Raw genomic sequence first — 21,515 nt, 5'->3', positions numbered from 1 at the left:
TATACATGTGTATTTTCTTCATTAAAATGCACTTTTCCTTTTTATAATCTGACGAAACTGGAGGAATATATATGGCAAAACTTAAGAAGAACCCTTCAAAGGCTGGAATTAGCGCAGCAAGCGTAACTGGAAATGCAGGTCCTCATAATCACGGTGTGGAAAAAGGACGTCAAGGTAATAACCAACAATATAAGAAGCATAATATGGGCGAAAAATAACGGTATATTTTTGGGCAGAAAACGTGGCATAATGGGTAATGGCTGCTTTTTCTGCCCAATTTATTTGTAACAAATGAGGGAATTATAATGAAACGAACAATAGTTATAATTGTAATGATTGCTACACTATTTACAGGGATGATTTTCTTCTCTTATGCGCAAAGGCAACAAGCTGTAAGAGCGGATCAACCTAACATTACTGGGCAATATGGCATTACAATCGATGCAGAAACAGGTGAAATTTTGTATGGGAAGCGGGAAGACGAACGCTCTTATCCGGCTAGTATAGGGAAAATGATGACTACCTTACTCTTACTAGAGAATGTAAAAGAAAATGAAGAAATTACAGTTACAGAGAACGCAATTAAAACAGAAAGTCAAAGTAAGAAAATTAAACTTCGTGCCGGGGAAAAGTTAAAACGTGATGAGGCATTAAAGCTTATGCTTATCATTAGTGCAGACCCAATAGCTGAATCCATCGCAGAACATATCGCAGGATCAAAAAATGAATTTGTAAAAATGATGAATGCAAGAGCGAAGGAACTTGGTACAAAGCATGCGACTTTCAAAAACGCAAGTGGTGCTGATGCACTTGGAAATAAAGTATCGCCATATGACATTGCTATGATTACGAAAGAAGCATTAAAGTACCCAGTTGTTTTAGAATATATGAATTCAACACGTACAACTCTACATACTTCAGAACGCTCTCCAAACATCGCAAACTATGGACGAGAAGAACTATATGACGATCCATATGCAATTGGAAGTAAAAGCGGTCTATCAGCACTCGGAAAATATACGGTCGTAACAGTGGATGAAAAAGACGGTAAACGCGTCATTAATGTTGTATTATCTTCTACTCGCACGCAGCTATATCCTGATACGAAGAAAATGGCACATTACGCATTTCAGCAATTAAAATAACCAAGGAGTATTTTCTCCTTGGTTATTTTTTAACCATACCTTTTAACACGAACGCAACGTTTGCTGGACGCTCTGCTAAACGACGCATGAAGTAGCCATACCAGTCGTTTCCATAAGGCACATAAACACGCATTTTGTAACCTTCTTTTACTAGCTCAAGTTGACGCTCATTACGAATACCATATAACATCTGGAATTCAAATTGGTCTCTTGGAATGTTGTGTTCTTCGGCAAGTTTTTTCGTATATTCAATAATTGCTTCGTCATGTGAAGCAATTGCAGTATAATTTCCATTTAATAAGTGCATTTTTATAATTTTTTTATAGTTATCATCTACATCTTTCTTATCCGGGAACGCTACCTCTTCAGGTTCTTTATAAGCTCCTTTTACAAGACGTAAATTCGGACTATAAGCATTTAATTCTTCCATATCTTTTTCTGTACGATATAAGTAAGCTTGAATAACTGTACCAATATTATCGTATTCAGATTTTAATTGTTTAAAGATCTCAATTGTTTTCCCGCAGCGCGTATAGTCTTCCATATCAATTGTAATAAACACACCATTTTCTTTTCCAGCTTCTAAAATACGGCGCATGTTGTTCATTACGATTTCATCAGAGATATCTAATCCCATAGAAGTCATCTTTAAAGAAAGCTGCGAATTAAGACCTTCTCTTCCAATTGCACGAATCGCTTCAATCGATTCGCTAGCCATTTCATTTGCTTCCGCTTCGTTATCAACGAATTCACCTAAATAATCGATCGTTACACAAAGACCTTGCTTATTTAATGCTTTAATTGCAGCTGTCGCTAATTCAATCGTCTCCCCTGCGACGAAGCGACCTGCACCAAAGCGCAAACCATACTTTTTAGCCAGTTTTGTTAGCGCTTTATTTTTAGATAAGAAAAGAAACGAATTTCGCATTAATTGTTCCATGTAATTCACCCCTATGACTGTGATTTATCTGTTTTTTACCCCTCTTCAAAATTATATCACTGTTTAAAATTATTGGATACAAATAATTATTTAGATAATTTATAAAATACTATAAAAATATTTAAAACCCTATATTCTTGCTTATAAATATGCCTGAAATATTTTTCGACATTTAGAAAAATGGAGTTTACTAAGCACAAAATAGGCATGTCGAATATTTTCGACATGCCTATAAAATCCTTTATATTCCATGTAAATTATATAAGGATATTAATACAGAAAACTTGAGATTATATTTACCTCAAGTTTTTTTATTGCTCATTTCTCTTCTCTTCATTCAGCCTTTTAATATCTGTAATTAACTGTACCATCTCTTCTTTTGCATCGGGATATGTCTCATTCCAGTGCTTCACTAAAGCCGGCATCGTCTTTGCTATGTAAGAATATAATGCCCACTTCTGCACCTGCTCTTTTCTCTCTTCATTGCTCTCTCCAAGTAATAACTCCGTGTATTTCTCTAACAACCCGTCAAATTGTTCATTAAACTTTTCACTCATCTTATTTACCTCCTATATGAAAAAAGCAGCGAAGATCGCTGCTTTTCCTTATAATTTTGATCGAACAGAGTTTAATTTTTTCTCCATTGTGCTTACTTTATCACGACGATCATCGATACGAATTGTTGTTGCAACGCGCTGTGCACCTTTCGTATATGGAACTTCATGCATTTGTTGAATTACTTCTAGAATGACAGGAAGATCTCCTTCAATTACTGTATTCATTGGTGTTAATTGATACTTCACGCGATTTGCATTTTTCTCTAGCACCTTTTGTACTTCTGCTACATATTCACTAACACTTGGATTACCAGTTCCTACTGGAATAATCGATACGTCAACAATTGCCATAGTAGTCTTCCTCCTATAATTGCTTCTTATATATCCATTGTCTATTTTACCGAAATACTCATCATTTTACTAATTTGTTATTCCTCTATTTTAAACTGCTCAACCAATCTTTCTAAGTCTCTCATATGCTCCGTCAAACTTTCCATCGTATGAGCTACCTTTTCTAGATGACTCACTTGAGATTCAGTTGCAGCATTTACTTCTTCCGAAACAGCTGCGCTTTCTTGACTTGTACTAGCAATTGTATGCATTACCGTTGTAATTTCTCCTTGCTCGTAACCGATGTTATGTACCTCTTCGACAATTTGTTCCACTGAAGTACTAATCGTATTTACAACTGACATAATTGTACGGAATTCCGCCTCTGCCTCTGTCGTAACGTTATTTTGCACATCCGCAATATCTTTTAATTTACTTACAACCTCTACAACTCGTTTTACCTCTACTTGTACATCACCAATCATTGTTGCGATTTCTCCTGTCGCCTCTTTCGATTGTTCCGCTAACTTTCGAACTTCTTCAGCAACAACAGCAAACCCTTTACCTTGTTCACCTGCACGCGCCGCTTCAATCGAAGCATTTAAAGCAAGTAAATTCGTTTGATCCGAAATACCCTTTATAAGCTCTACAACATTTTGAATCGATCCAACTCTTTGCTCTAACTTTCCGGATGCTTCCTCTGTATGAACAACAATCGAAGATGATTGGCCCCTTGTACGAACTAAATTCCGCATCGTATTTAATCCTTGCTTAGATGCCTCTTCAGCTTTGCCAGCCACTCCTTTTATTTCACCAACAGAGTTATTCATTTGTTCCACTGACTGCGCCATATTCTCGAGCTGCTCTGAAACTTCATCTACACTATTAGCAAGAGTGGACGCTCCTCCGCTCACATCATCCATTGCACCTGATACTTCTCTACTAGCTGCTACAGTTTCATTCGTTAAATAATGTAGATTGCTCGTTGATTGTTGCACTGTTGATACACTATTTTTAATTTTACTTACCATCTCATTCATTTGCTCAACCATATGATTAAAATGGTTCGTCAGTTCTCCAACTTCGTCCTTACTTGTCACTTTCATTCGTAACGTTAAATCACCTTCTGCTACTTTTTGAACGTGATTCGTTAATAGTTGCAGTGGTCTTGCTAATCTTCTTGAGAACAAGTATGAAGCTACGATTCCAACTAATAAGCTAATACATGCCATTATAATGACTGTATTTCTCGTACTATTTAATAACTCATCAATCGTTTCTTTCGGATAAAAAATTCCTATTTTCCATTTCATCAAATCAAATGACTGACTATAAACAACTACATCTTCACCTTTTAATGTAGTGACAGCATATTTTGTTACATCTTTATTTAAACTCTTCACAAGTGGTTCTTTCGAAACATCTTTCCCGATTTTATCTGGGTAAACAAGAGCCATATTTTTATCATTTATAATAAACATTTCTCCGCCATTATTGTATTGAATATTATGAAGTAACTTCTGAATTGTTCCAAGTGATACATCCATCGCTACAACACCTAATACAGATCCATCTTGAGCTGTAATTGCTTTAGAAACTCCCACACTTAGCTTACCTGTCGCAATTTCATACATAGGTTGCCCCCAGTGAACCTTTTTCACATCAGCTTCTGAGTCTTTATACCAAGGTCTTGTCGTTGGGTCATATCCTTCTGGCACTTGTCCACCTTCAGCAAGATTGGCACTTAATGTTTTTTTATCTTTCGTACCAATATATAAGTCTAAAATGCCAGGATGATTCTTTTTATACTCCGAAAACTCTTTCGTCAAAAATGCTTCCTCTTCTGGAGTAACTCCGTCTTGAAGTATATTACGAACCATCTCACTGCTCGCATAATACCCCATATCTTCATCCGTTCTTTGAACAAATGTCGTAAGTTGCTCTGTCACAAGATCCATCGTATTTTGAGAATACTGGTCTAAGGAGCGCACTTCCTTCTCTTTCTGTAATTGATACATAGCTGTACCTAATATTACAAACATCATAGAAATAAGAACCGAAAATACTACCGCAATTTTTAAACGTAAACTTCTCAACATCTTCCCCCAAGCATTCCCTTCATGTTGTATTGTAATCGTATTAATCACTATATTAAGTATAATGGATAAAATTAAAAAATTGAAACTAATTCTCATTTCAATCTGATTAGAAAACCTACTACCACTTGTGTAAAAACAAATAGTTCATTATCCTTAAGCTATATAATCTCATTCGTTCGGAGGGAACTATGTTACAAAAATTCGGTTTCTCACAATATGAAAGCCAAGCTTACGAAGTTGTCGTATCAAGCAACGAACCATTAGATGCTACAACGATCGTGAAGCATTCTGGTGTCCCAAAAGCAAAAATATATGAAGTGCTTGCACGCCTAATCGATAAAGGAATGGTAATGGATTCCGTTTCAGAGAAGAAAAAGATGTATACAGCATTACCACTCAAGCTAGCAATTGAAAAATTAACGACAGAATTCCAATCAAATATTAAAGAATTGGAAACGAATATATCGAAAAAATCATTTACAGATGACCGTGTATGGAGCTTAAAAATGCAATCTTCTATTCGAGTTCAAAGTAAAGAACTCATCGAAAGTGCAAAAGAATCAATTCGCATTTCAGCTTGGAATGATACTCTTTTAGAATATCTTCCGTTATTAGAAGAAAAGGCAAAACAAGGGGTCAAAACCGAGTCCCTTATCGTTGGAAACGTAGAAACAAACTTAGAAAACATGCATTTTCTAATCCCAGCTGAAGAGCCTAACGCGCTAGAGCGCTACTTACTACTCATCGTTGACGACCGTGAAATTTTATTTGCTGGTGTAGAGCAAGAATCATGGCAAGCAATGAAAACAATGTCACAACCTTTCGTGAAGTTCTTTACAGAATTTTTCTATCATGACGTTGCACTTGCGAAGATTACCCAGAAACACCATGATCTCTTTATGGAAGATGAGGAAATTAAGAGTTTGTTGATGAAGTTGAGATACTAAAAAAACGCCTCTATTACAAGGCGTTTTTTTCTACATTTCTTTTCTATTTTTCATCCTTAACACATAAGCACCCGCAATAATAAAACCAATTCCTAAAACGAATAAAGCGGTAAATTCATTGCCGACGCCGCCAGTAGCTGGTAAACGCACTTCATTATGAGTATTAGGTTGTTGCATTGGCTTCACATCAGCCGAAGGTTTCACTTCTTCATTCGGTATTGGCTTATTTGACTTAGAAGGAAGCGATGCCTTTTCTTCTTTCTTATTTTTCACAATATGTTTAATAATTTCTCCATTCTCTTTTATTTCAAATGCAAATGTCTCTTCATTTATTACATATCCATTCGGTGCTATTGTTTCTTTATACTTGTACTTTCCGTATGGTAGTTTAAATTTCGCTATACCTTTTTCATCCGTTTTCCCTTTTACTACTTCTTTTCCTTGTTCGTTGTAGATTGTAAATTCTGCATTTGGCAGTTTCGTATTCCCATCTGCTACATCTACTTTCGTTATTTCTAACTCACCTTCTATTTTCTTATCTTGAACGATATGTTTAATAATTTCTCCATCCTCTTTTATTTCAAATGCGAATGTCTCTTCATTTATTACATATCCATTTGGCGCTATTGTTTCTTTATACTTGTACTTTCCGTATGGTAATTTGAATTTCGCTATACCTTGCTCATTTGTTTTTCCTTTTACTACTTCTTTTCCTTGTTCGTTGTAGATTGTAAATTCTGCATTTGGCAGTTTCGTATTCCCATCTGCTACATCTACTTTCGTTATTTCTAACTCACCTTCTACCTTCTTATCTTGAACGATATGTTTAATAATTTCTCCGTTCTCTTTTATTTCAAATGCGAACGTCTCTTCATTTATTACATATCCATTCGGCGCTATTGTTTCTTTATACTTGTACTTTCCGTATGGTAATTTGAATTTCGCTATACCTTGCTCATTTGTTTTTCCTTTTACTACTTCTTTTCCTTGTTCGTTGTAGATTGTAAATTCTGCATTTGGTAGTTTCGTATTCCCATCTGCTACATCTACTTTCGTTATTTCTAGTTCACCTTTTATATTTTCATTTTTCAACTCTAATACAGCAGTTTCACCAGTTTTCACTTCAATTTTTTTAACACTTCCGTCTAACACATATCCAGCTGGCGCTTGGATTTCTTTGACGCTATATATACCGATTGAAAGATTACCTAACTCCGCAATCCCCTTATCATTAGTCGTGACATTTTGTTTAAAGTTTTCATTAGAAACCTCAAACACCGCCCCTTTTAATAATTCCTTTTTTTCTCCTAATTTCATAATCTTTAAAGAGCCTACTGATTCCCAATTTACAACTAAATCTGTACTGATTTTCTCACTATTTCTTTGTAACAATACTGTTGTATTTTGAACTTTTTCCGAGCCTTTAAAAGCTATTGCTTGTAAATTTGTTAAATTAGACTTTACTTTCATTTTAAAATTACCACTACTCGTATTTTTCGGGATTAAAATTTTAAATTTTTCGTTAATTGATAATATACTTTTCTCTTCTCCATTTTCATTTACAATTCGAAGCCCTTTAGGAGCACCTTCAGGAAGTATTGTATAAGAGCCAGAAACCGCATTTGTTTGCACTGCATAAAATCCTGTTTCTAAATAATCACCTTTTTGTGTAGCAGTTTGTGGATCTACAGGATTAACTTTAAAAAATACATCTTGTGATCCAGTTTCTTTTTTTGAAGCCTCTACTAAACGCTTCATAAGATTATGTACTCGTTCATTTTTTGCAACTAAATCTTCTACTGTTAATTCATTTGCTGCAATCCATACCGCTAATTGTGTAGCATAATGCGCTTCTTCTACTGTCGCTACCCCTAATTCAGATGGGCTTTTTTGAGGATATCCATTTAATAAAACACGATATACGTCATCAGATGTTTTCCCCATTTCAGGCAAATCATCTCCATTTGGAGAACGCAAATCAGGTGTTAAACAATACGCAATACTACCCGAAGCCGTTTTAATTATTTCTGTTTTTATTTCACGATGTTTCGAATTACTATAACTCCAATCCATTTTATATGTTTCTCTGTTCATTACTTCTGCCTTTACTTGCGGCATTGCAATTCCTAATAAAATAATAAGAGCACTAAAAAAACTAAACCATTTCCCTACCATCTTTCGTTTCATTCTCTCCACCACCATATATAAATTTCTACATGAAGCAATCTTACTGTTTCATTGTACTTATAGTGAAAAAAAGAGAATAGGTGGTTTTTTTGTATTATCTTGTCGAATTGTTGAGAAAGTTTCAAAGCAATAAGCAACATTACAATTGTTTGTTCTCATGCTGCTATTGACAAATGAATGTTACATATTTTAAATTTCAAAAAAATAAAAAAGCACTTTATAAGTGCCTTCATAACTTACGAGAAACAAATTTTAAACGAATATATATTACTTATCTTTTTCTTTTATCTCCATTAACAAATTAATTATTTTCTCATTTTGCTCCACTTGTTTCTCTGAATTTTGATAGATGAAACGAATCCATCTTAATACAAAAACAACTACAACTATCGGTAATAGTGCAAGTATCATACCGAATATAGAGAAATTGAACATCATTTTCCCATCACCTCGCTACATACAACTTTCTCCATATACCCACTAAAACCTGCAAAATTTTACAATTTTAAAAAAAGAACCTATCAAACGATAGATTCTTCTTTCACGGACTGAGTAGAACGTCCTCTCGTAATAGAGAAAATCGCACAAAGCAGAGCTAATATAATAAAGCCGCCACCTACCCAAGCATTATATATAACAGATGATTTTTCAATAACAACTCCGCCTACTGTTGAACCGAGCGCAATTCCTAAGTGAAGCGCAGAGTTATTTAAACTTTGCTGAATACCAGCCGATTCTGGTGCAATTTCAATTAAATAATTTTGTTGTGCTGGCGAAATAGCCCAGCTCAGCATACTCCAAAGTCCCATCATAATAATGAACAACGGGAATGAGAATGTCATCATCGGCAATATGAAGATCGCACACGCAAATACAATAATAATTGAAATAATACTTTTCTTCGATCCCCATTTATCAGCAAGCAAGCCCCCAAGGCCGCCTCCAAGTACCGCTGCAATTCCGAAAATGAAGTAAAACACACTAATCCAATCCGCTTCAACATGCATCACATCTTTTAAGAAAGGTGTTAAATATGCATATAGTGTTAAATGACCCGTTAAAAATAAAAATGATGTTAACTGTGCACTTACGATTTTCTTATCTTTTAACGTAGCAATTTGTTCTCTTATTGATAACACTGATGTCGGTGGTACTTTCGTTAAGAATAGTGAAATACAAGCAATTGCTATAACTGTTAATACCGAAATTAATACAAATGGTGCACGCCATCCATATGCATTTCCAAGTACAAGTCCAAGTGGTACTCCAAGTACAAGTGATCCACTAATCCCCATGAAAATGATTCCAATGGCACGCGCACGAAAATGCGGTTCTACAACGCTAGAAGCAAGTGTTACTGACAGTGCAATAATAAGCGAACCACTCGCTGCACAAACAACCCTTGAGAACATTAACATCCCGTAATTCACACTAAATGCTGAAATAATATTTCCGATTAAGAAAATTGATAATGCCCCAATGTATAATCTTTTTCTTTCAAATTTTCCAGTTACCGCTAATAAAACCGGACCTGATAAAGCAAATACTACTGAAAATATTGTTATAAGCTGACCAGCTGCACTAATAGATACTCCTAAATCATTGGCAACTAGATCGAGCGTTCCTCCTATAATTAGCTCAACCGTTCCGACTACGAAAGCCGCGATAGCTAAAATATACACACGAAAATTCAAGTCTTTCCCCACGCTTTCTTTTTTTGGTTACTACGACTATAGTAACCAAAAAAGAAATTGAACACAAGTACAATTTTTTTACAATAAAAAAACAGGCGTATCATACGCCTGCCTTCTAATTATTAAACACTAGTTTTGTTCTTTTTATTTAAATACCAATACACCGGCAGTCCAGTAAATACAATTCCAATTGATAAGAAACAACTTACCGGATCATTAATAATCGCACTTCCAAGTACAAACAATGATCCTAAAATCGCAACGATTGGTACAATCGGGAATAACGGTACACTGTATGCACGCTCTTTATTCTTGTTACGTTTTCTTAAAATGAAGACACCAATAAACGTCATTACATAGAAAATATAAATAATGAATACGGAAATCTCAGATAGCTTATTCGGATCACTAATAATCATTAAAATAATTCCTAAAATGATTTCAACAGTAATCGCATTTGCTGGTGTTTTAAATCTTGGACTTTCCTTTGCGATAAACTTAGAAAACGGAAGGTGTCCACGCTCTGCCATCGACATCGGAATACGTGGGAACGTTAAAATTTTTCCATTTAAACAACCGAAAATAGAAACGATAATACCGATACTAATGATTTTCCCGCCATATTCTCCAAGTAACATGCCCGCAGCTGTCGCTGTTGCATTCTCTCCAAGGTCTACAATTTTCGCTGCTGGTAACACATTTAATAATGCCAAGTTAATTAGTACGTAAGCAGCCGTTACAATTAAAATCCCAACTGTCATCGCTTTCGGTAATAACTTTGTTGGATTCTTCATTTCTCCGCCAATTGAAGCGAGTAGAATCCAGCCGTCATAAGCAAATAACGTTGCTAAAATTGCCATACCGATACTTTGATTTTCTGATATCGGCACTACTACATTAAAGATATCGCTATTTCCTTTCCAAAAACCTAACACAACAATTAATACGATCGGAATCATCTTCCCAATTGTCGTAACCGTTTGGACGATACCTCCATATTTTGTTCCCATACTATTTACAACGCCAAGGAACACAACTGTTCCAATAGCAATTGGTAAATTCCATACTTTATCTAAATAGAAAAAATTAATCATTAAAGAACTAAAGTACAAGCCTAATGTTCCAATAATAGCTGGTCCATAAACAATTGTTTGCATCCAGCCTGATAAATATCCCCAAAAACTTCCGTAAATCTCCTCTAAATACGTATACAACCCACCATTTTTCGGGATTTGCGCTCCAATTTCAGCTACTGTTAAACCACTTGCTAACGTCAACAGACCACCAATTACCCAAGCAAGAATAGCCATATTAGAACTCCCCGAGTAATCTAATACGCTCCCTGGCTTCATAAACACACCAGATCCAATAATCGTTCCTACTACGATAGAAAGTGCTACTGTTAAACCAATTTTGTTCTTCTCATCATGATGCATGCTGCGTATCCTCCTTCCAATTCTAGTGTGATGCAAAAATGAAATAAAAAAACACTCCTCCCTAAAAAAGGGACGAGTGTTGTATTCGTGGTTCCACCCTTGTTTCAATTCGTAAAGTAACACACTTCACCAATTTCTCAAGTCTAAATAACGGTTTTTGCCGGCAAGCAATTACTAGGTATCCGTTCACTGCTGCAGTTCAGAGGTGGTAATCCATTTTTCCGTATTAGGAAGCTCACAGCCAAAGGCTTCCCTCTCTGAAAATCGTAAAAAATTGATCATGTCCTCATCATCACTTCTTGATGTCGAATTTTGTAGTTATTGTTCATTATATTGAATTGTTAGAAAAAATCAATATATTTTTTTATATAATATAAGAAATGTTTCTCTTCTTATATTATAACAGAAGCTATAATATTTCTCTAATTCCCCAGTATCTTTGGAACAGCGTAGCGGTAAAAATTATATCAGAGATTATTCAAATATATCGACCGTAACTCAAATTACATCAGTGATTTTCAAAATATATCGATTTACCAACAAAAAACGACAATAAGTAAGAGGAGACTTTCTAAAAGAAAGTCTCCTCACATACATACCTTCCGGTTGCCCACACGGAAGATACGACTTCACTCAATTATTTCTCATCTTTTTTCATAAAAAGTTTGTGATGTGGAAGATCCACATTCAACGCCTCTAATTGTTTCTTCTCATTTTCTAAAATCGATTTCGCTTTTTCTTTCGTTACCTCATCTAATCCCGCAAAGATGTCTTCATGCTTCTCTTTCTCTGGAAGTTTCACACCTAGCTTTGTTAGTTCTTCTTTTGCTTGCTCATGAGTTAATTTACCGGATTTTTCTTGTTCAAAAATAGACTTTGCTTTTTCTTTTGTTGCTTCATCTAAGTCAGCAAGCATGTCTTTACGCTTACCTTTCTCAGGGAATTTCACACCTAGCTTTGTTAATTCTTCTTTTGCTTGTTCACGTGTTAGTTTGCCGGATTTCTCTTGTTCTAAGATTGATTTCGCTTTTTCTTTTGTTGCTTCGTCTAAGTTAGCAAACATATCTCCATGTTTACCCTTTTCCGGGAACTTCACGCCTAGTTTTGTTAATTCTTCTTGCGCTTGTTCACGTGTTAGTTTGCCGGATTTTTCTTGTTCTAAGATTGATTTCGCTTTTTCTTTTGTTGCTTCGTCTAAGTTAGCGAACATATCTCCATGCTTATCCTTTTCCGGGAACTTCACACCTAACTTCGTTAATTCTTCTTGCGCTTGTTCACGTGTTAATTTACCGGATTTCTCTTGTTCTAAGATTGATTTCGCTTTTTCTTTTGTTGCTTCGTCTAAGTTAGCGAACATATCTTTACGTTTTTCTTTCTCTGGAAGCTTTACACCTAGCTCCCCCAACTGTTTCTTTGTATCGTCCATAATCGTTTTTACTTTTTGTTTTGTAGCGTCATCTAAATCTTTCTTCGCCGTTTTTGTAGACTGCTCAGCTGCTTGAGTATTCGTTGCCGCGAATGCCGGAATACCGACTCCTCCAATGATTCCGAATGATAAAGCACCTGCAATCGCTAAATACCCAACTGTTTTCTTCTTCATAGGAAATTTCCTCCTTCATATTTCTAAAGCATGTACACTTTCGTATACAATTCCTATAGTAATGTTGGTTTCTTAACATTTCCTTAACGACTTAACAAAAAAACGCCGCTCATCCCGAGCGGCGTTGTTCTAAGCTTTTTGTAATTGTAATTCTTCACGTTCCATTATTCTTCTTAATACAATTGTTTGTGTCATTGTAAATAAATTACCCGTTATCCAGTACAACACAAGTCCTGATGGCGCCGCAAATCCCATAAATAGAATCATTGCTGGCATCATAATTTGCTGCACTTTCAGCATCTGTACTTGTTCTCCAGGTGTAATATTAGATTGGAAAACTTTCATCTGAATAAACGTCGTTAACGCTGCGATAATCGGTAATATATGATAAGGATCTGCATGTCCTAAGTTCACCCATAAAAATGACGATGTGCGAATCTCTTCTGTTCGGCTAATCGCATAATACAAAGCAGAGAAAATCGGCATTTGTATTAATAGTGGCCAGCAACCAGCTAGTGGATTCCAACCGCCTGATTTCATTAGTTCCGACATTTCCTTTTGATACTGCTTTTGTTTTTCAAGATCTTTACCCACATCACCGTATTTTTGTTTCAGCTTCTGCAGTTCAGGTTGCATTTTCTTCATTTTCGCTTGACTACGATATTGCGAAACAGCTAATGGGATCATTGCTGAACGAATAACGAGCGTCATAATAATGATAGAAATCCCGAAGCTAGCTCCTGGTATGTGATGAGCAACAAATTGAATCATAAACGAGATTGGATATACGAAATAATGATCCCAAATCCCCGTACTATGTGCATCAATTGGGGCTGCATTACTGCAACCAGATAAAACAAAAACAAGTAATAATGATAAACTAACGAGCACAGCTCGGTATGATTTTAACATGTTCATTCCTCCAATGTTTCGTAATTATTTAGCGAAACATTGGTGTATACGGACCGACCTCGTCATTCTCTTCACTGGATTCTTGTCTGCGCACAGAACGAATCATTCCATATTTATAAAAAATAGAGAAAAGCGTTACATTACCAGTACCCTCTTCACACGTATTAACTAGTTTAAAGGCTCTTTGTCTACCACTTGATGCTTGCTGACGCACAAAGCGAGAAACGTTAGCAAGGAAGAAAACTTCTAATAAACAAAGCGCTGTCGTTACAAACGATATATATAGAATTGCATCCTGCAATAAAAATTCCATCGCTTCACATCCTTAATAAGGTCATTTTAGCACATTAGGCAAACATTCTCTATTTCCTTTTATCGTCAAAAAAGTATTTTGCATATTTTCTCAAGAAAACTATGTTAGAAAACCAATGTATTCGCTTTCTTTAGTATATTCACACGTATCCTTGTATAGGTTTAATTTGTTAGAAATTTATAAAATTTTCGCATTATAATAAAACTATTGCCAGTTTTTGAAAAAACCTTTATTCTCTTCTTGTAATCAAAAATGAATATGGAGATGAAACATACTATGGGTCAACTAGGAGACGCCGATTACGTTCCCGACACCGCCTTTTTATCCTTCCCAGCAGCTAAAACATTCCACTTAGAATTTATCATACAGTTGGTTGTTATTTTCGTAGCCTCTATTTTGTATGCAATTTCTATGAATATGTTCTTTATCCCGCATAACATGATTAGCGGTGGATTCGCTGGTGTAGGGATGATTATCGGTTATTTAATGCACTACAATATCGGTGCACTTATCTTTTTACTAAACATTCCTCTTCTTATTTTAAGTCACTTTTACTTAGGCAAGAAGACAACCTTTTTAACAGCGTACTTTGTAGCTGTATCATCGTTAGCGATGAACATTATCCCTGTACACCAAGTTTCAGACGATATTTTACTGTCTTCTGTATTCGGTGGTGTAATCTGCGGAGCAGCTTCCGGAATCATATTCCGATTTGCTTCTTCAACAGGTGGCTTTGATGTTGTTGGATTGATTGTAGCAAAACATCGAGATATTTCAATTGGAGCAATCATCTTTGGATTCAACTTAATCTTACTTGTTGCAGCAGGATTTATTTTCGGATGGGATATTACGCTTTATACGTTAATTAGCCGGTTTGTAGTCAGCAAAGTTATCGATGCTGTGCATACGAAACATATTAAATTAACGATAATGACAGTTACAGAAAAAGGCGAGGAAATAAAAAGCGCACTATTGCATCACGGCATACGCGGGGTGACAATGGTAGATGCTGTCGGCGGCTATACAAACCATAAGAAAAAAATGATTTACACTGTCGTGACTCGCTATGAGTTAGGCGAAATGAAACGTATTATCCGTCAAGTGGATAGCAAAGCATTCATGAACATTACTGAAACAGTTGAGATTGTCGGCCGTTTCAAACGCATATAAAAAAGGTTAATACATGAAAGGGCATAACATATTAGTCATATATAATATGTTATGCCCTTTGTTATTCAACTAACGCACCCTTTAGCATAATAAAATCACGAAGTTTATTACTACAAATCGGTGGATAGCATTCCGTATACAATACTATCTGTCCATTCATTTTTATTCCAAAAATCTTGTATGAAATGGGCTTCCTTTCTCATGCCTATTCGTTCACACAATTTTTGTGAAGCTGTATTACGTGCATCAAGATTAGCTTGTATACGATGTACATGAAATTCATTAAATAATTTAAATACCAAACTACTTACTGCTTCTGTTGCCAAACCTCTCCCAGCTACTTCATTTGAAAAACTATAGCCAATCTCAACAGTGTCTTTCATATTTGTGTACCATACGGATAAATCACCAATTACTTTAGTCTTGTATATAACTGCCAAACTTAATATTGATTCTTTAGTAAGTACATTATTTGCTAGCTTCTTATTAAACTTTTTCTGCATATCTTCATGAGTCCACTTATTATGTAATAGGAACTTACATGTATCATCATTATTATAAATAGCAAATACATCCTGTAAATCCGTACTCTTAAAAGGTCTAATTATTAATCTTTCTGTTGTGATCTCCAAGTTAGCTCTCCTCCCTTACATTCATGCTACAAAACATTTTTTATAGTATTTAAGCCTCCTTCTTAGATCTCACCTTGATTACATATTTCATCATAATAAATTAAAATCCTTCTTCCACTAAACTGCATTGTTAGTGGTATTTCCTTGCGCTTTTTATTTTTTACACTTATTACAAAATCAGATAATTCTATTATTGTGACCCTAAATGTGTTATAATGAAAGCAGACTCACAAAAAAAGAGTATATAGACTTGGAAGTTTCTCTTATTTTTACAAGCAAAAAGAAACGAGCAGTCAGGTATATTTCAGACACCATACACGTAACGGTTTAAAAAACCGATCATCTTAGTTATTCTTCCATGATCTTTTTATAAAAAGATACGTACAACTAAAATTCACTTCAATATACTATACCTACCTTTTTGACTTCCAAATCATCTTATTACATAAGGAGATGAACATATGAATCAATATATAAGATATACAATAGCTGTCCTGTTTGCTATTATCGGCGGAACAATCTGCTTCTGGACAAACACTCAGCTTGGAGAGAATATCATTTTTAATGGAATCGAAACGCTTGTAAGCGCTTCAATTTTAGGTGGATACATTTACTTCCTCTTCAATCCAGAAGAAAATGCACAAAAAACAATGTTATTAACAATGATCGGAATCGTTGGCGGATGTATTTCCTACTCAATGACTAACTATACATTACCACTTCAATTAAGCTCAGCTTTCTTCCACGGTCTATGGACTTGGTTCATTGCATTCTGCCTAGCAGACGTATTCAACCTTTTACAAGACAATGAAGAAGAAAACGGTCGCCAAATTGAAAGTAACTCGTAAGCTGGAAGGATTCTTCCAGCTTTTTTTATGTTGTTTTGCAGATCCCATCACCACAATAAAAAGAAGTTACCTTCACGGCAACTTCTTTTCTACATACCCCAACCGGTACTTACCGGAATATATCAACGATTTTTCAAATATATCGATCGTTTCTCCACTTATATCAACGATTTTTTCATTATATCGACGATTCGACACAACATATCGATTTACCAATATCATTCGACACTCAAAGCGTACAACATACCCTATCCCCCAAGCAATTTACTGCCGAACTCTACGATTAAAAAGATAACTAATAGGATCGCGAGTATCTTTAATGCTACATATGCTACTTTAAAAACAGCATAAATGAGCAAGACTATTAAAATAATCGTTAAAATTTCCATCTAGAATTCCTCCAAGCTTTGCCCTTCTTATCTTATTTTACTCGCCCTAGACTTTTTATGGAACGGCATAAAACGACATAGAAAAAAGAGGATACCTTACCCATCGTAAGATACCCTCTCTTTCAACTGCTCAAACCATTCTCTCTCTAATTGTAAATATCCTATTTCACTCTTCTCGGCACTCTTTAATTCTTTGTCTGCTTTCCTCATATAAGTGTGGGACGCTTCCATATCGCCCTCTAAATATTTAACAATTCCTTGTGTGCGATAATACCCATGTAAGTCCACTTTTGTAATGGCCTTCCCATGTTCCTTCGCTTCATGCAGGGAAAGGCTATCCATCTGATAAAGAGCTTTATATAAAAGATACCAACTGTGAAAACTGCTGACGAAATATTTATTTTCTTTCGTTATAGGGAGCTGGGCAACTTGTTCTATATATGGTATCGCTCTTTCCATTCCCTTTTGATCCGACCGGGCAAGGAAGACAAGCATAAGTCCGCTCATGATCTCTCTTATACTTTTATGTTCTTTTATTTTGTCTTCGGTAAGTTCTACTAATCTCTTATCCCAATCTTTCGGCCTCTTATAACTAAATAACTCACTCGATACTTGAATGTTATATACATGCTGCTTCGCCTTTTCATCATCTTTAATTAAAATAAGAAATTGCATACCATCGCTCATAAGCGTTCCTTTTATCGGTACGATTGTAACCGCAAAAATTACAAAATGGAAAACAGAAAAATATAACAGATATTGATAATAACTCACCATGTATATGTAACCAAAAGTAATACCAAATAGTAAACTTGTTATTGGTCCACCTAAAGTCATCCATGCCCATTTTTTCGAAAGGTTCGGTGTTACTATAGAAGGCGGTATTAACATTGCCACGCCTCCGAAGTACGCCCATAATTTATTTTCTCGAATACGTACTTTCCCCTTCTCTTTTTGAACAGTAATAGGCCCTACTGTCATAAATTTAAATGTCAAACCACCTATTATGCCGAATATGACATGTCCTAACTCATGAATGATTACCACTAACAGAAAAATCCCCAATAATGCCCATATATTCAACATTGTTTCTAATTTTCCAGTTCGGATCACTCCGTATAAAATGGACAGAATGAGCGCCACTGTTAGTGAACCAGCTGGTCTTCTTAAAATATCCACCTTTTTCTCCCCTTAATAAATCATTTTTCTCTGCATTTCATACATAAATTTTCCGAGATGCAATATCCAAATAAATGAGATTAAGCCAATTAATACAAAATCGATATCACTAGCCGCTGTATATATAACGGCAGCCCACCATACATATGCCAAGACTGTATTCGTAAATTCATATGCTTTATATCCAGCCTCATGCACAATGTGCTTTAATCCTTCATCTGCGTTTTTCGTCCACATTTTCATAGATTCCATATATGTTACACCTTGTTCAGGATATAGCTTGTTATAACGATTTTTTATTATGAGCCCGATAACCACTACAATAGTCAAACAGACAATAGATGCTACTAAATTCCACACTGCAAATGAAACATTTGTATCCTGCAACAGTGCACGTCTACATGTAATAACTGCATATACAAACCATGCCTGCGTAACTATATCACCTACACGTAAATATATACTTATAATGCCTAATTTTCTGCCTTGTACGCTCTCTTCTTCATCGCGTGCCTCCGCTAACATACGTGTATTCTTCCAAGTGTAGTACATCATTAAGATTCCAAAAATAGTACATACACCTATAAATGTATTAGATGATAATTTTCTCGGTTCATCCGAGAGTAAATTTAAAGCTATATAAGATGTTAAAAAGCCACCCATCATACTTAATGCTATTTTCCCCACAAAATCAAATTGTTTTTTTCGTTTACTCTTCATCATCCTCTTCCCCCTCCATTAACGTAAATATTTCCTCCACCGGTACGTTGAAAATGTGTGCGATTTTTAGCGACAATACAATAGATGGTGCATAATCCCCGCGCTCAATTAAACTAATCGTTTGCCGTGATGATCCAATCGCTTTCCCTAAATCCCCTTGTGATAAACGATGCTTTGCTCGCAATTCCCTCACTCGATTTTGAAGCTTCATGTCTTCCCTCTTTTTCATTTATTTAATTAAAATTGTAAATAATATCCTTATTTTTGTCAATTATAATTGTCATTTTGACGTTAATAATTGACAATATAATCTATATAATTTTAAACAGATGAACTAACAAAATCTCATTACAATAGATTGGAATATAAAATAAAAAGGCAGTGCGTTTGCACTGCCTTCCTAAATTTTGACATAGAATGGATTTCATATTAACTTGCGTTTTGTAACAATACTCGTTTTAACTGTTTGCGGAAACGAATGCCTAACGTAACTGCCACAATCACAATCACTCCAAAAATAATTTTACCGATATGACCTTCTAGCACTCCAAAGATGTCATGTAAGTTTCCACCTAACCAATAACCACCGATTAAAAAGAATGATACCCAAAATAGAGCACCTGAGTAAATTGTAATTGCAAAGCGACGGAATGGTAAGTTAATAATTCCTGCAAAATATCCTGTAAAATGACGTACACCAGGAATAAAGAAGCCGATAAAAATAAGGAAATATCCATACTTATCAAACCACATTCTTGTTAAGTCAATTTTTCTTTGTGTTAAAAATACGTATTTCCCATACTTTTGAATAAAGGGCATACCTAATTTATTTCCTAAAAAGTATTGAATTGTCATTCCTAAACTTGTCCCAATAAAGGATAGGATAATTAAAATCGGTAAACTTAAATCGCCCTTCTGTGCTAAAAATCCCGCATATGCTAACGTTGGCTCTCCCGGAAACGGAAGTGCAATATATTCTAACAGCAGACCAACAAGTACAACATAGTACCCGTACTGCTGAAATAATTCATGAACCCATTCCATGTCATCTCTCCTTTCAATCACGTACAACTTCTTACTATTATTGTATAAAAAAATTGTCGAAATAACTATCACAATAGCTTACATTTTTATTACATTTTTGTAAGGCTCACACTAAAGTTTTCTGTTCATTATTTGCTGCTATCCATTATCGCTTTTCGATGTGCTAACAATTATATATCGTACGGAATAGAGCTATTAATATGCATTTTTTATCCAGTTTTTAACACTTAGAAATCACCTTATTTTGTTCTCAATAAAAAACCACCACAAACTCATACTAACTTCATATTAGCTTCATATACGTATTGTAAGATTATATCGGAATTTGTTGAAAAATTTAACTAATATATGACTAAGCATTAAATTGAATAAATATAAGTAGTTTTTCGAAATTGAAAAAAGGGTGAATAAGAAATGGAAGCTTATAAAATGCACGATTTTATTAATACAAATGTTGAATCTCATCAAAATGAAACCGTTTTTAATTTACACATATGTGAAACAAGTGAATTTGACGTAAGTTTAACAAAATCTACAACACTGTCTTTTATCGTTTCAAAAAAGAACATTAAGATTGTTACGAAAAAATGGATTAATTCAAATCAAGAAAGCATGATTGGTAAAAGTTACATCATTCCAACGAAAGCTTTCCACTACTTCTTACCAATTATTTCTGAAACTGAAGATGAGCTAAATATTCAAGTTCAAAGTTTTGGACTACATGGTGAACTTTTACTAAATGAAAGATTACTTATTGATAAAAACAACAAACAAAATCCAAAGATTACTACCTTCTTTGAAACATTAGATGAAAATGTAAATAAAGTATTACGAGGATTGCAAATTCATTGTATGTAAGACTATTACAATAGCAAAAAGGAGAATATAATGAAAAAACTATTATTAAGCGCACTATTATCATTAGGATTTTTAACTATTCCATTCACAAATGCTGAGGCAGCTACAACAAACGATCAGCTTATCGTGAATACGCAGTTAAATAAAATGGATTATTATCAAAACGGACAATTTATAAAGAGTTTTACTGTCGCTACTGGAAAAGCAGCCACACCTACGCCTAAAGGTACTTTTCAAATCGTTAATAAAATTAAAAACCGTCCTTACTATACAGGAAAAATTAAAGGCGGCGATCCACGTAATCCACTTGGTGACCGTTGGCTCGGACTAAACATGGCAGGAACTTACGGAACAACTTATGCGATCCATGGTACTAACAATAATCAAGCAATCGGCAAATGGACAACACTTGGTTGTATTCGTATGTATAACAATGATATACACTGGTTATTTGAGCGTATTCAGCAGCAAGCTACCGTCACTGTAAAATAACCTAAAAACAAGATTTATGTGTA

At 35.0% G+C, this 21,515-nt stretch carries 24 protein-coding genes and 1 other annotated feature; of the genes, 7 read left to right on the top strand and 17 right to left on the bottom strand.

Annotated features, from left to right (window positions below; translation table 11 throughout):
* Positions 1–71 precede the first annotated feature (71 nt).
* Together QEP67_RS02205 and QEP67_RS02200 are read left to right on the top strand one after the other, a co-directional pair.
* Positions 72–218 carry a YuzL family protein gene (locus tag QEP67_RS02205; protein WP_001096344.1) on the top strand — a complete coding sequence of 49 codons (147 nt, stop codon included), beginning with the start codon at positions 72–74 and terminating at the stop codon, positions 216–218.
* Between the two features lie 87 nt (positions 219–305).
* Positions 306–1,145 (top strand): serine hydrolase, encoded by an 840-nt coding sequence (locus QEP67_RS02200; protein ID WP_353706513.1) that lies wholly within the window; start codon positions 306–308, stop codon positions 1,143–1,145.
* 22 nt (positions 1,146–1,167) lie between these two features.
* On the opposite strand, the gene QEP67_RS02195 is transcribed toward QEP67_RS02200, so the two are convergent.
* The 4 genes from QEP67_RS02195 to QEP67_RS02180 form a co-directional block, all read right to left on the bottom strand.
* Positions 1,168–2,085 (bottom strand): proline dehydrogenase, encoded by a 918-nt coding sequence (locus tag QEP67_RS02195; RefSeq protein WP_000436767.1) that lies wholly within the window; start codon positions 2,083–2,085, stop codon positions 1,168–1,170.
* Between the two features lie 311 nt (positions 2,086–2,396).
* On the bottom strand, positions 2,397–2,642 hold the full coding sequence (locus QEP67_RS02190) for a YusU family protein (RefSeq protein WP_001290594.1): 246 nt from the start codon (positions 2,640–2,642) through the stop codon (positions 2,397–2,399).
* Positions 2,643–2,690: 48 nt separating this feature from the next.
* On the bottom strand, positions 2,691–2,993 hold the full coding sequence (locus tag QEP67_RS02185) for an MTH1187 family thiamine-binding protein (RefSeq protein ID WP_001018865.1): 303 nt from the start codon (positions 2,991–2,993) through the stop codon (positions 2,691–2,693).
* Positions 2,994–3,070: 77 nt separating this feature from the next.
* Entirely contained in the window at positions 3,071–5,071 is a 2,001-nt protein-coding gene (locus QEP67_RS02180) for a methyl-accepting chemotaxis protein (protein WP_048566627.1), read from the bottom strand.
* Between the two features lie 188 nt (positions 5,072–5,259).
* Between QEP67_RS02180 and QEP67_RS02175 the strand changes: the two genes are divergently transcribed.
* Complete coding sequence (locus tag QEP67_RS02175; RefSeq protein ID WP_061673413.1) at positions 5,260–6,018, top strand: TrmB family transcriptional regulator; 759 nt, start codon at positions 5,260–5,262, stop codon at positions 6,016–6,018.
* Positions 6,019–6,048: 30 nt separating this feature from the next.
* Here the strand turns inward: QEP67_RS02175 and QEP67_RS02170 are convergent, their stop codons facing one another.
* The 7 genes from QEP67_RS02170 to QEP67_RS02140 all read right to left on the bottom strand — a co-directional run bounded on the left by QEP67_RS02170 (position 6,049) and on the right by QEP67_RS02140 (position 14,160).
* Positions 6,049–8,205 (bottom strand): SpaA isopeptide-forming pilin-related protein, encoded by a 2,157-nt coding sequence (locus QEP67_RS02170; RefSeq protein ID WP_353706512.1) that lies wholly within the window; start codon positions 8,203–8,205, stop codon positions 6,049–6,051.
* A gap of 267 nt (positions 8,206–8,472) precedes the next feature.
* Positions 8,473–8,643: a hypothetical protein gene (locus QEP67_RS02165; RefSeq protein ID WP_000971477.1), complete on the bottom strand. Its 171-nt coding sequence runs from the start codon at positions 8,641–8,643 to the stop codon at positions 8,473–8,475.
* 83 nt (positions 8,644–8,726) lie between these two features.
* The gene (locus QEP67_RS02160; RefSeq protein ID WP_074651764.1) at positions 8,727–9,911 is read right to left on the bottom strand and encodes an MFS transporter; all 1,185 of its coding nucleotides are present in this window, start codon (positions 9,909–9,911) and stop codon (positions 8,727–8,729) included.
* Between the two features lie 110 nt (positions 9,912–10,021).
* The gene (locus QEP67_RS02155) at positions 10,022–11,335 is read right to left on the bottom strand and encodes an amino acid permease (RefSeq protein WP_048566631.1); all 1,314 of its coding nucleotides are present in this window, start codon (positions 11,333–11,335) and stop codon (positions 10,022–10,024) included.
* 65 nt (positions 11,336–11,400) lie between these two features.
* Positions 11,401–11,637: a binding site (T-box leader), on the bottom strand.
* Between the two features lie 335 nt (positions 11,638–11,972).
* Positions 11,973–12,935: a hypothetical protein gene (locus QEP67_RS02150; protein ID WP_151035622.1), complete on the bottom strand. Its 963-nt coding sequence runs from the start codon at positions 12,933–12,935 to the stop codon at positions 11,973–11,975.
* 129 nt (positions 12,936–13,064) lie between these two features.
* Positions 13,065–13,847, bottom strand: a complete 783-nt coding sequence (gene yidC, locus QEP67_RS02145; RefSeq protein ID WP_000920539.1) for a membrane protein insertase YidC — start codon at positions 13,845–13,847, stop codon at positions 13,065–13,067.
* A gap of 28 nt (positions 13,848–13,875) precedes the next feature.
* Entirely contained in the window at positions 13,876–14,160 is a 285-nt protein-coding gene (locus tag QEP67_RS02140) for a hypothetical protein (protein WP_000394932.1), read from the bottom strand.
* Between the two features lie 276 nt (positions 14,161–14,436).
* Between QEP67_RS02140 and QEP67_RS02135 the strand changes: the two genes are divergently transcribed.
* Positions 14,437–15,330: a YitT family protein gene (locus tag QEP67_RS02135; RefSeq protein WP_048566633.1), complete on the top strand. Its 894-nt coding sequence runs from the start codon at positions 14,437–14,439 to the stop codon at positions 15,328–15,330.
* 110 nt (positions 15,331–15,440) lie between these two features.
* Here the strand turns inward: QEP67_RS02135 and QEP67_RS02130 are convergent, their stop codons facing one another.
* A complete protein-coding gene (locus QEP67_RS02130) occupies positions 15,441–15,962 on the bottom strand; it encodes a GNAT family protein (RefSeq protein WP_000406907.1) in 522 nt (173 codons plus the stop codon).
* Positions 15,963–16,423: 461 nt separating this feature from the next.
* Between QEP67_RS02130 and QEP67_RS02125 the strand changes: the two genes are divergently transcribed.
* Entirely contained in the window at positions 16,424–16,810 is a 387-nt protein-coding gene (locus QEP67_RS02125) for a DUF3938 domain-containing protein (protein ID WP_001077775.1), read from the top strand.
* A 248-nt stretch (positions 16,811–17,058) separates the two neighbouring features.
* Here the strand turns inward: QEP67_RS02125 and QEP67_RS02120 are convergent, their stop codons facing one another.
* The 5 genes from QEP67_RS02120 to QEP67_RS02100 all read right to left on the bottom strand — a co-directional run bounded on the left by QEP67_RS02120 (position 17,059) and on the right by QEP67_RS02100 (position 20,142).
* Positions 17,059–17,199, bottom strand: a complete 141-nt coding sequence (locus QEP67_RS02120; protein ID WP_000404783.1) for a DUF3985 family protein — start codon at positions 17,197–17,199, stop codon at positions 17,059–17,061.
* Between the two features lie 96 nt (positions 17,200–17,295).
* On the bottom strand, positions 17,296–18,378 hold the full coding sequence (locus QEP67_RS02115) for a site-2 protease family protein (RefSeq protein ID WP_000353763.1): 1,083 nt from the start codon (positions 18,376–18,378) through the stop codon (positions 17,296–17,298).
* A 12-nt stretch (positions 18,379–18,390) separates the two neighbouring features.
* Positions 18,391–19,098 (bottom strand): DUF3169 family protein, encoded by a 708-nt coding sequence (locus tag QEP67_RS02110; RefSeq protein ID WP_033658962.1) that lies wholly within the window; start codon positions 19,096–19,098, stop codon positions 18,391–18,393.
* Entirely contained in the window at positions 19,088–19,309 is a 222-nt protein-coding gene (locus QEP67_RS02105; protein ID WP_000776155.1) for a helix-turn-helix transcriptional regulator, read from the bottom strand. Before QEP67_RS02105 ends, QEP67_RS02110 begins: the two co-directional genes overlap by 11 nt.
* Before the next feature lie 218 nt (positions 19,310–19,527).
* The gene (locus QEP67_RS02100) at positions 19,528–20,142 is read right to left on the bottom strand and encodes a DedA family protein (RefSeq protein ID WP_000455359.1); all 615 of its coding nucleotides are present in this window, start codon (positions 20,140–20,142) and stop codon (positions 19,528–19,530) included.
* Between the two features lie 414 nt (positions 20,143–20,556).
* On the opposite strand from QEP67_RS02100, the gene QEP67_RS02095 reads away from it, so the two are divergent.
* Complete coding sequence (locus QEP67_RS02095) at positions 20,557–21,000, top strand: DUF3978 family protein (RefSeq protein WP_000388758.1); 444 nt, start codon at positions 20,557–20,559, stop codon at positions 20,998–21,000.
* 30 nt (positions 21,001–21,030) lie between these two features.
* Complete coding sequence (locus QEP67_RS02090; RefSeq protein WP_000735054.1) at positions 21,031–21,492, top strand: L,D-transpeptidase; 462 nt, start codon at positions 21,031–21,033, stop codon at positions 21,490–21,492.
* Positions 21,493–21,515: the final 23 nt, after the last annotated feature.

It is taken from the genome of Bacillus cereus group sp. MS39 (assembly GCF_040448665.1).
GTDB classification, from domain to species: Bacteria; Bacillota; Bacilli; order Bacillales; family Bacillaceae_G; genus Bacillus_A; species Bacillus_A wiedmannii.
The sequence above is the reverse complement of the archived record's forward strand: the minus strand, read 5'-3'. Positions and strand labels throughout refer to the sequence as shown.

Excerpts from the sequence above, each read along its gene's own strand:
- QEP67_RS02205 (WP_001096344.1), top strand. The coding sequence starts at position 72 with ATGGCAAAACTTAAGAAGAACCCTTCAAAGGCTGGAATTAGCGCAGCA.
- QEP67_RS02200 (WP_353706513.1), top strand. The coding sequence starts at position 306 with ATGAAACGAACAATAGTTATAATTGTAATGATTGCTACACTATTTACA.
- QEP67_RS02195 (WP_000436767.1), bottom strand. The coding sequence starts at position 2,085 with ATGGAACAATTAATGCGAAATTCGTTTCTTTTCTTATCTAAAAATAAA.
- QEP67_RS02190 (WP_001290594.1), bottom strand. The coding sequence starts at position 2,642 with ATGAGTGAAAAGTTTAATGAACAATTTGACGGGTTGTTAGAGAAATAC.
- QEP67_RS02185 (WP_001018865.1), bottom strand. The coding sequence starts at position 2,993 with ATGGCAATTGTTGACGTATCGATTATTCCAGTAGGAACTGGTAATCCA.
- QEP67_RS02180 (WP_048566627.1), bottom strand. The coding sequence starts at position 5,071 with ATGTTGAGAAGTTTACGTTTAAAAATTGCGGTAGTATTTTCGGTTCTT.
- QEP67_RS02175 (WP_061673413.1), top strand. The coding sequence starts at position 5,260 with ATGTTACAAAAATTCGGTTTCTCACAATATGAAAGCCAAGCTTACGAA.
- QEP67_RS02170 (WP_353706512.1), bottom strand. The coding sequence starts at position 8,205 with ATGAAACGAAAGATGGTAGGGAAATGGTTTAGTTTTTTTAGTGCTCTT.
- QEP67_RS02165 (WP_000971477.1), bottom strand. The coding sequence starts at position 8,643 with ATGATGTTCAATTTCTCTATATTCGGTATGATACTTGCACTATTACCG.
- QEP67_RS02155 (WP_048566631.1), bottom strand. The coding sequence starts at position 11,335 with ATGCATCATGATGAGAAGAACAAAATTGGTTTAACAGTAGCACTTTCT.
- QEP67_RS02150 (WP_151035622.1), bottom strand. The coding sequence starts at position 12,935 with ATGAAGAAGAAAACAGTTGGGTATTTAGCGATTGCAGGTGCTTTATCA.
- yidC (WP_000920539.1), bottom strand. The coding sequence starts at position 13,847 with ATGTTAAAATCATACCGAGCTGTGCTCGTTAGTTTATCATTATTACTT.
- QEP67_RS02140 (WP_000394932.1), bottom strand. The coding sequence starts at position 14,160 with ATGGAATTTTTATTGCAGGATGCAATTCTATATATATCGTTTGTAACG.
- QEP67_RS02135 (WP_048566633.1), top strand. The coding sequence starts at position 14,437 with ATGGGTCAACTAGGAGACGCCGATTACGTTCCCGACACCGCCTTTTTA.
- QEP67_RS02125 (WP_001077775.1), top strand. The coding sequence starts at position 16,424 with ATGAATCAATATATAAGATATACAATAGCTGTCCTGTTTGCTATTATC.
- QEP67_RS02120 (WP_000404783.1), bottom strand. The coding sequence starts at position 17,199 with ATGGAAATTTTAACGATTATTTTAATAGTCTTGCTCATTTATGCTGTT.
- QEP67_RS02110 (WP_033658962.1), bottom strand. The coding sequence starts at position 19,098 with ATGAAGAGTAAACGAAAAAAACAATTTGATTTTGTGGGGAAAATAGCA.
- QEP67_RS02105 (WP_000776155.1), bottom strand. The coding sequence starts at position 19,309 with ATGAAGCTTCAAAATCGAGTGAGGGAATTGCGAGCAAAGCATCGTTTA.
- QEP67_RS02100 (WP_000455359.1), bottom strand. The coding sequence starts at position 20,142 with ATGGAATGGGTTCATGAATTATTTCAGCAGTACGGGTACTATGTTGTA.
- QEP67_RS02095 (WP_000388758.1), top strand. The coding sequence starts at position 20,557 with ATGGAAGCTTATAAAATGCACGATTTTATTAATACAAATGTTGAATCT.
- QEP67_RS02090 (WP_000735054.1), top strand. The coding sequence starts at position 21,031 with ATGAAAAAACTATTATTAAGCGCACTATTATCATTAGGATTTTTAACT.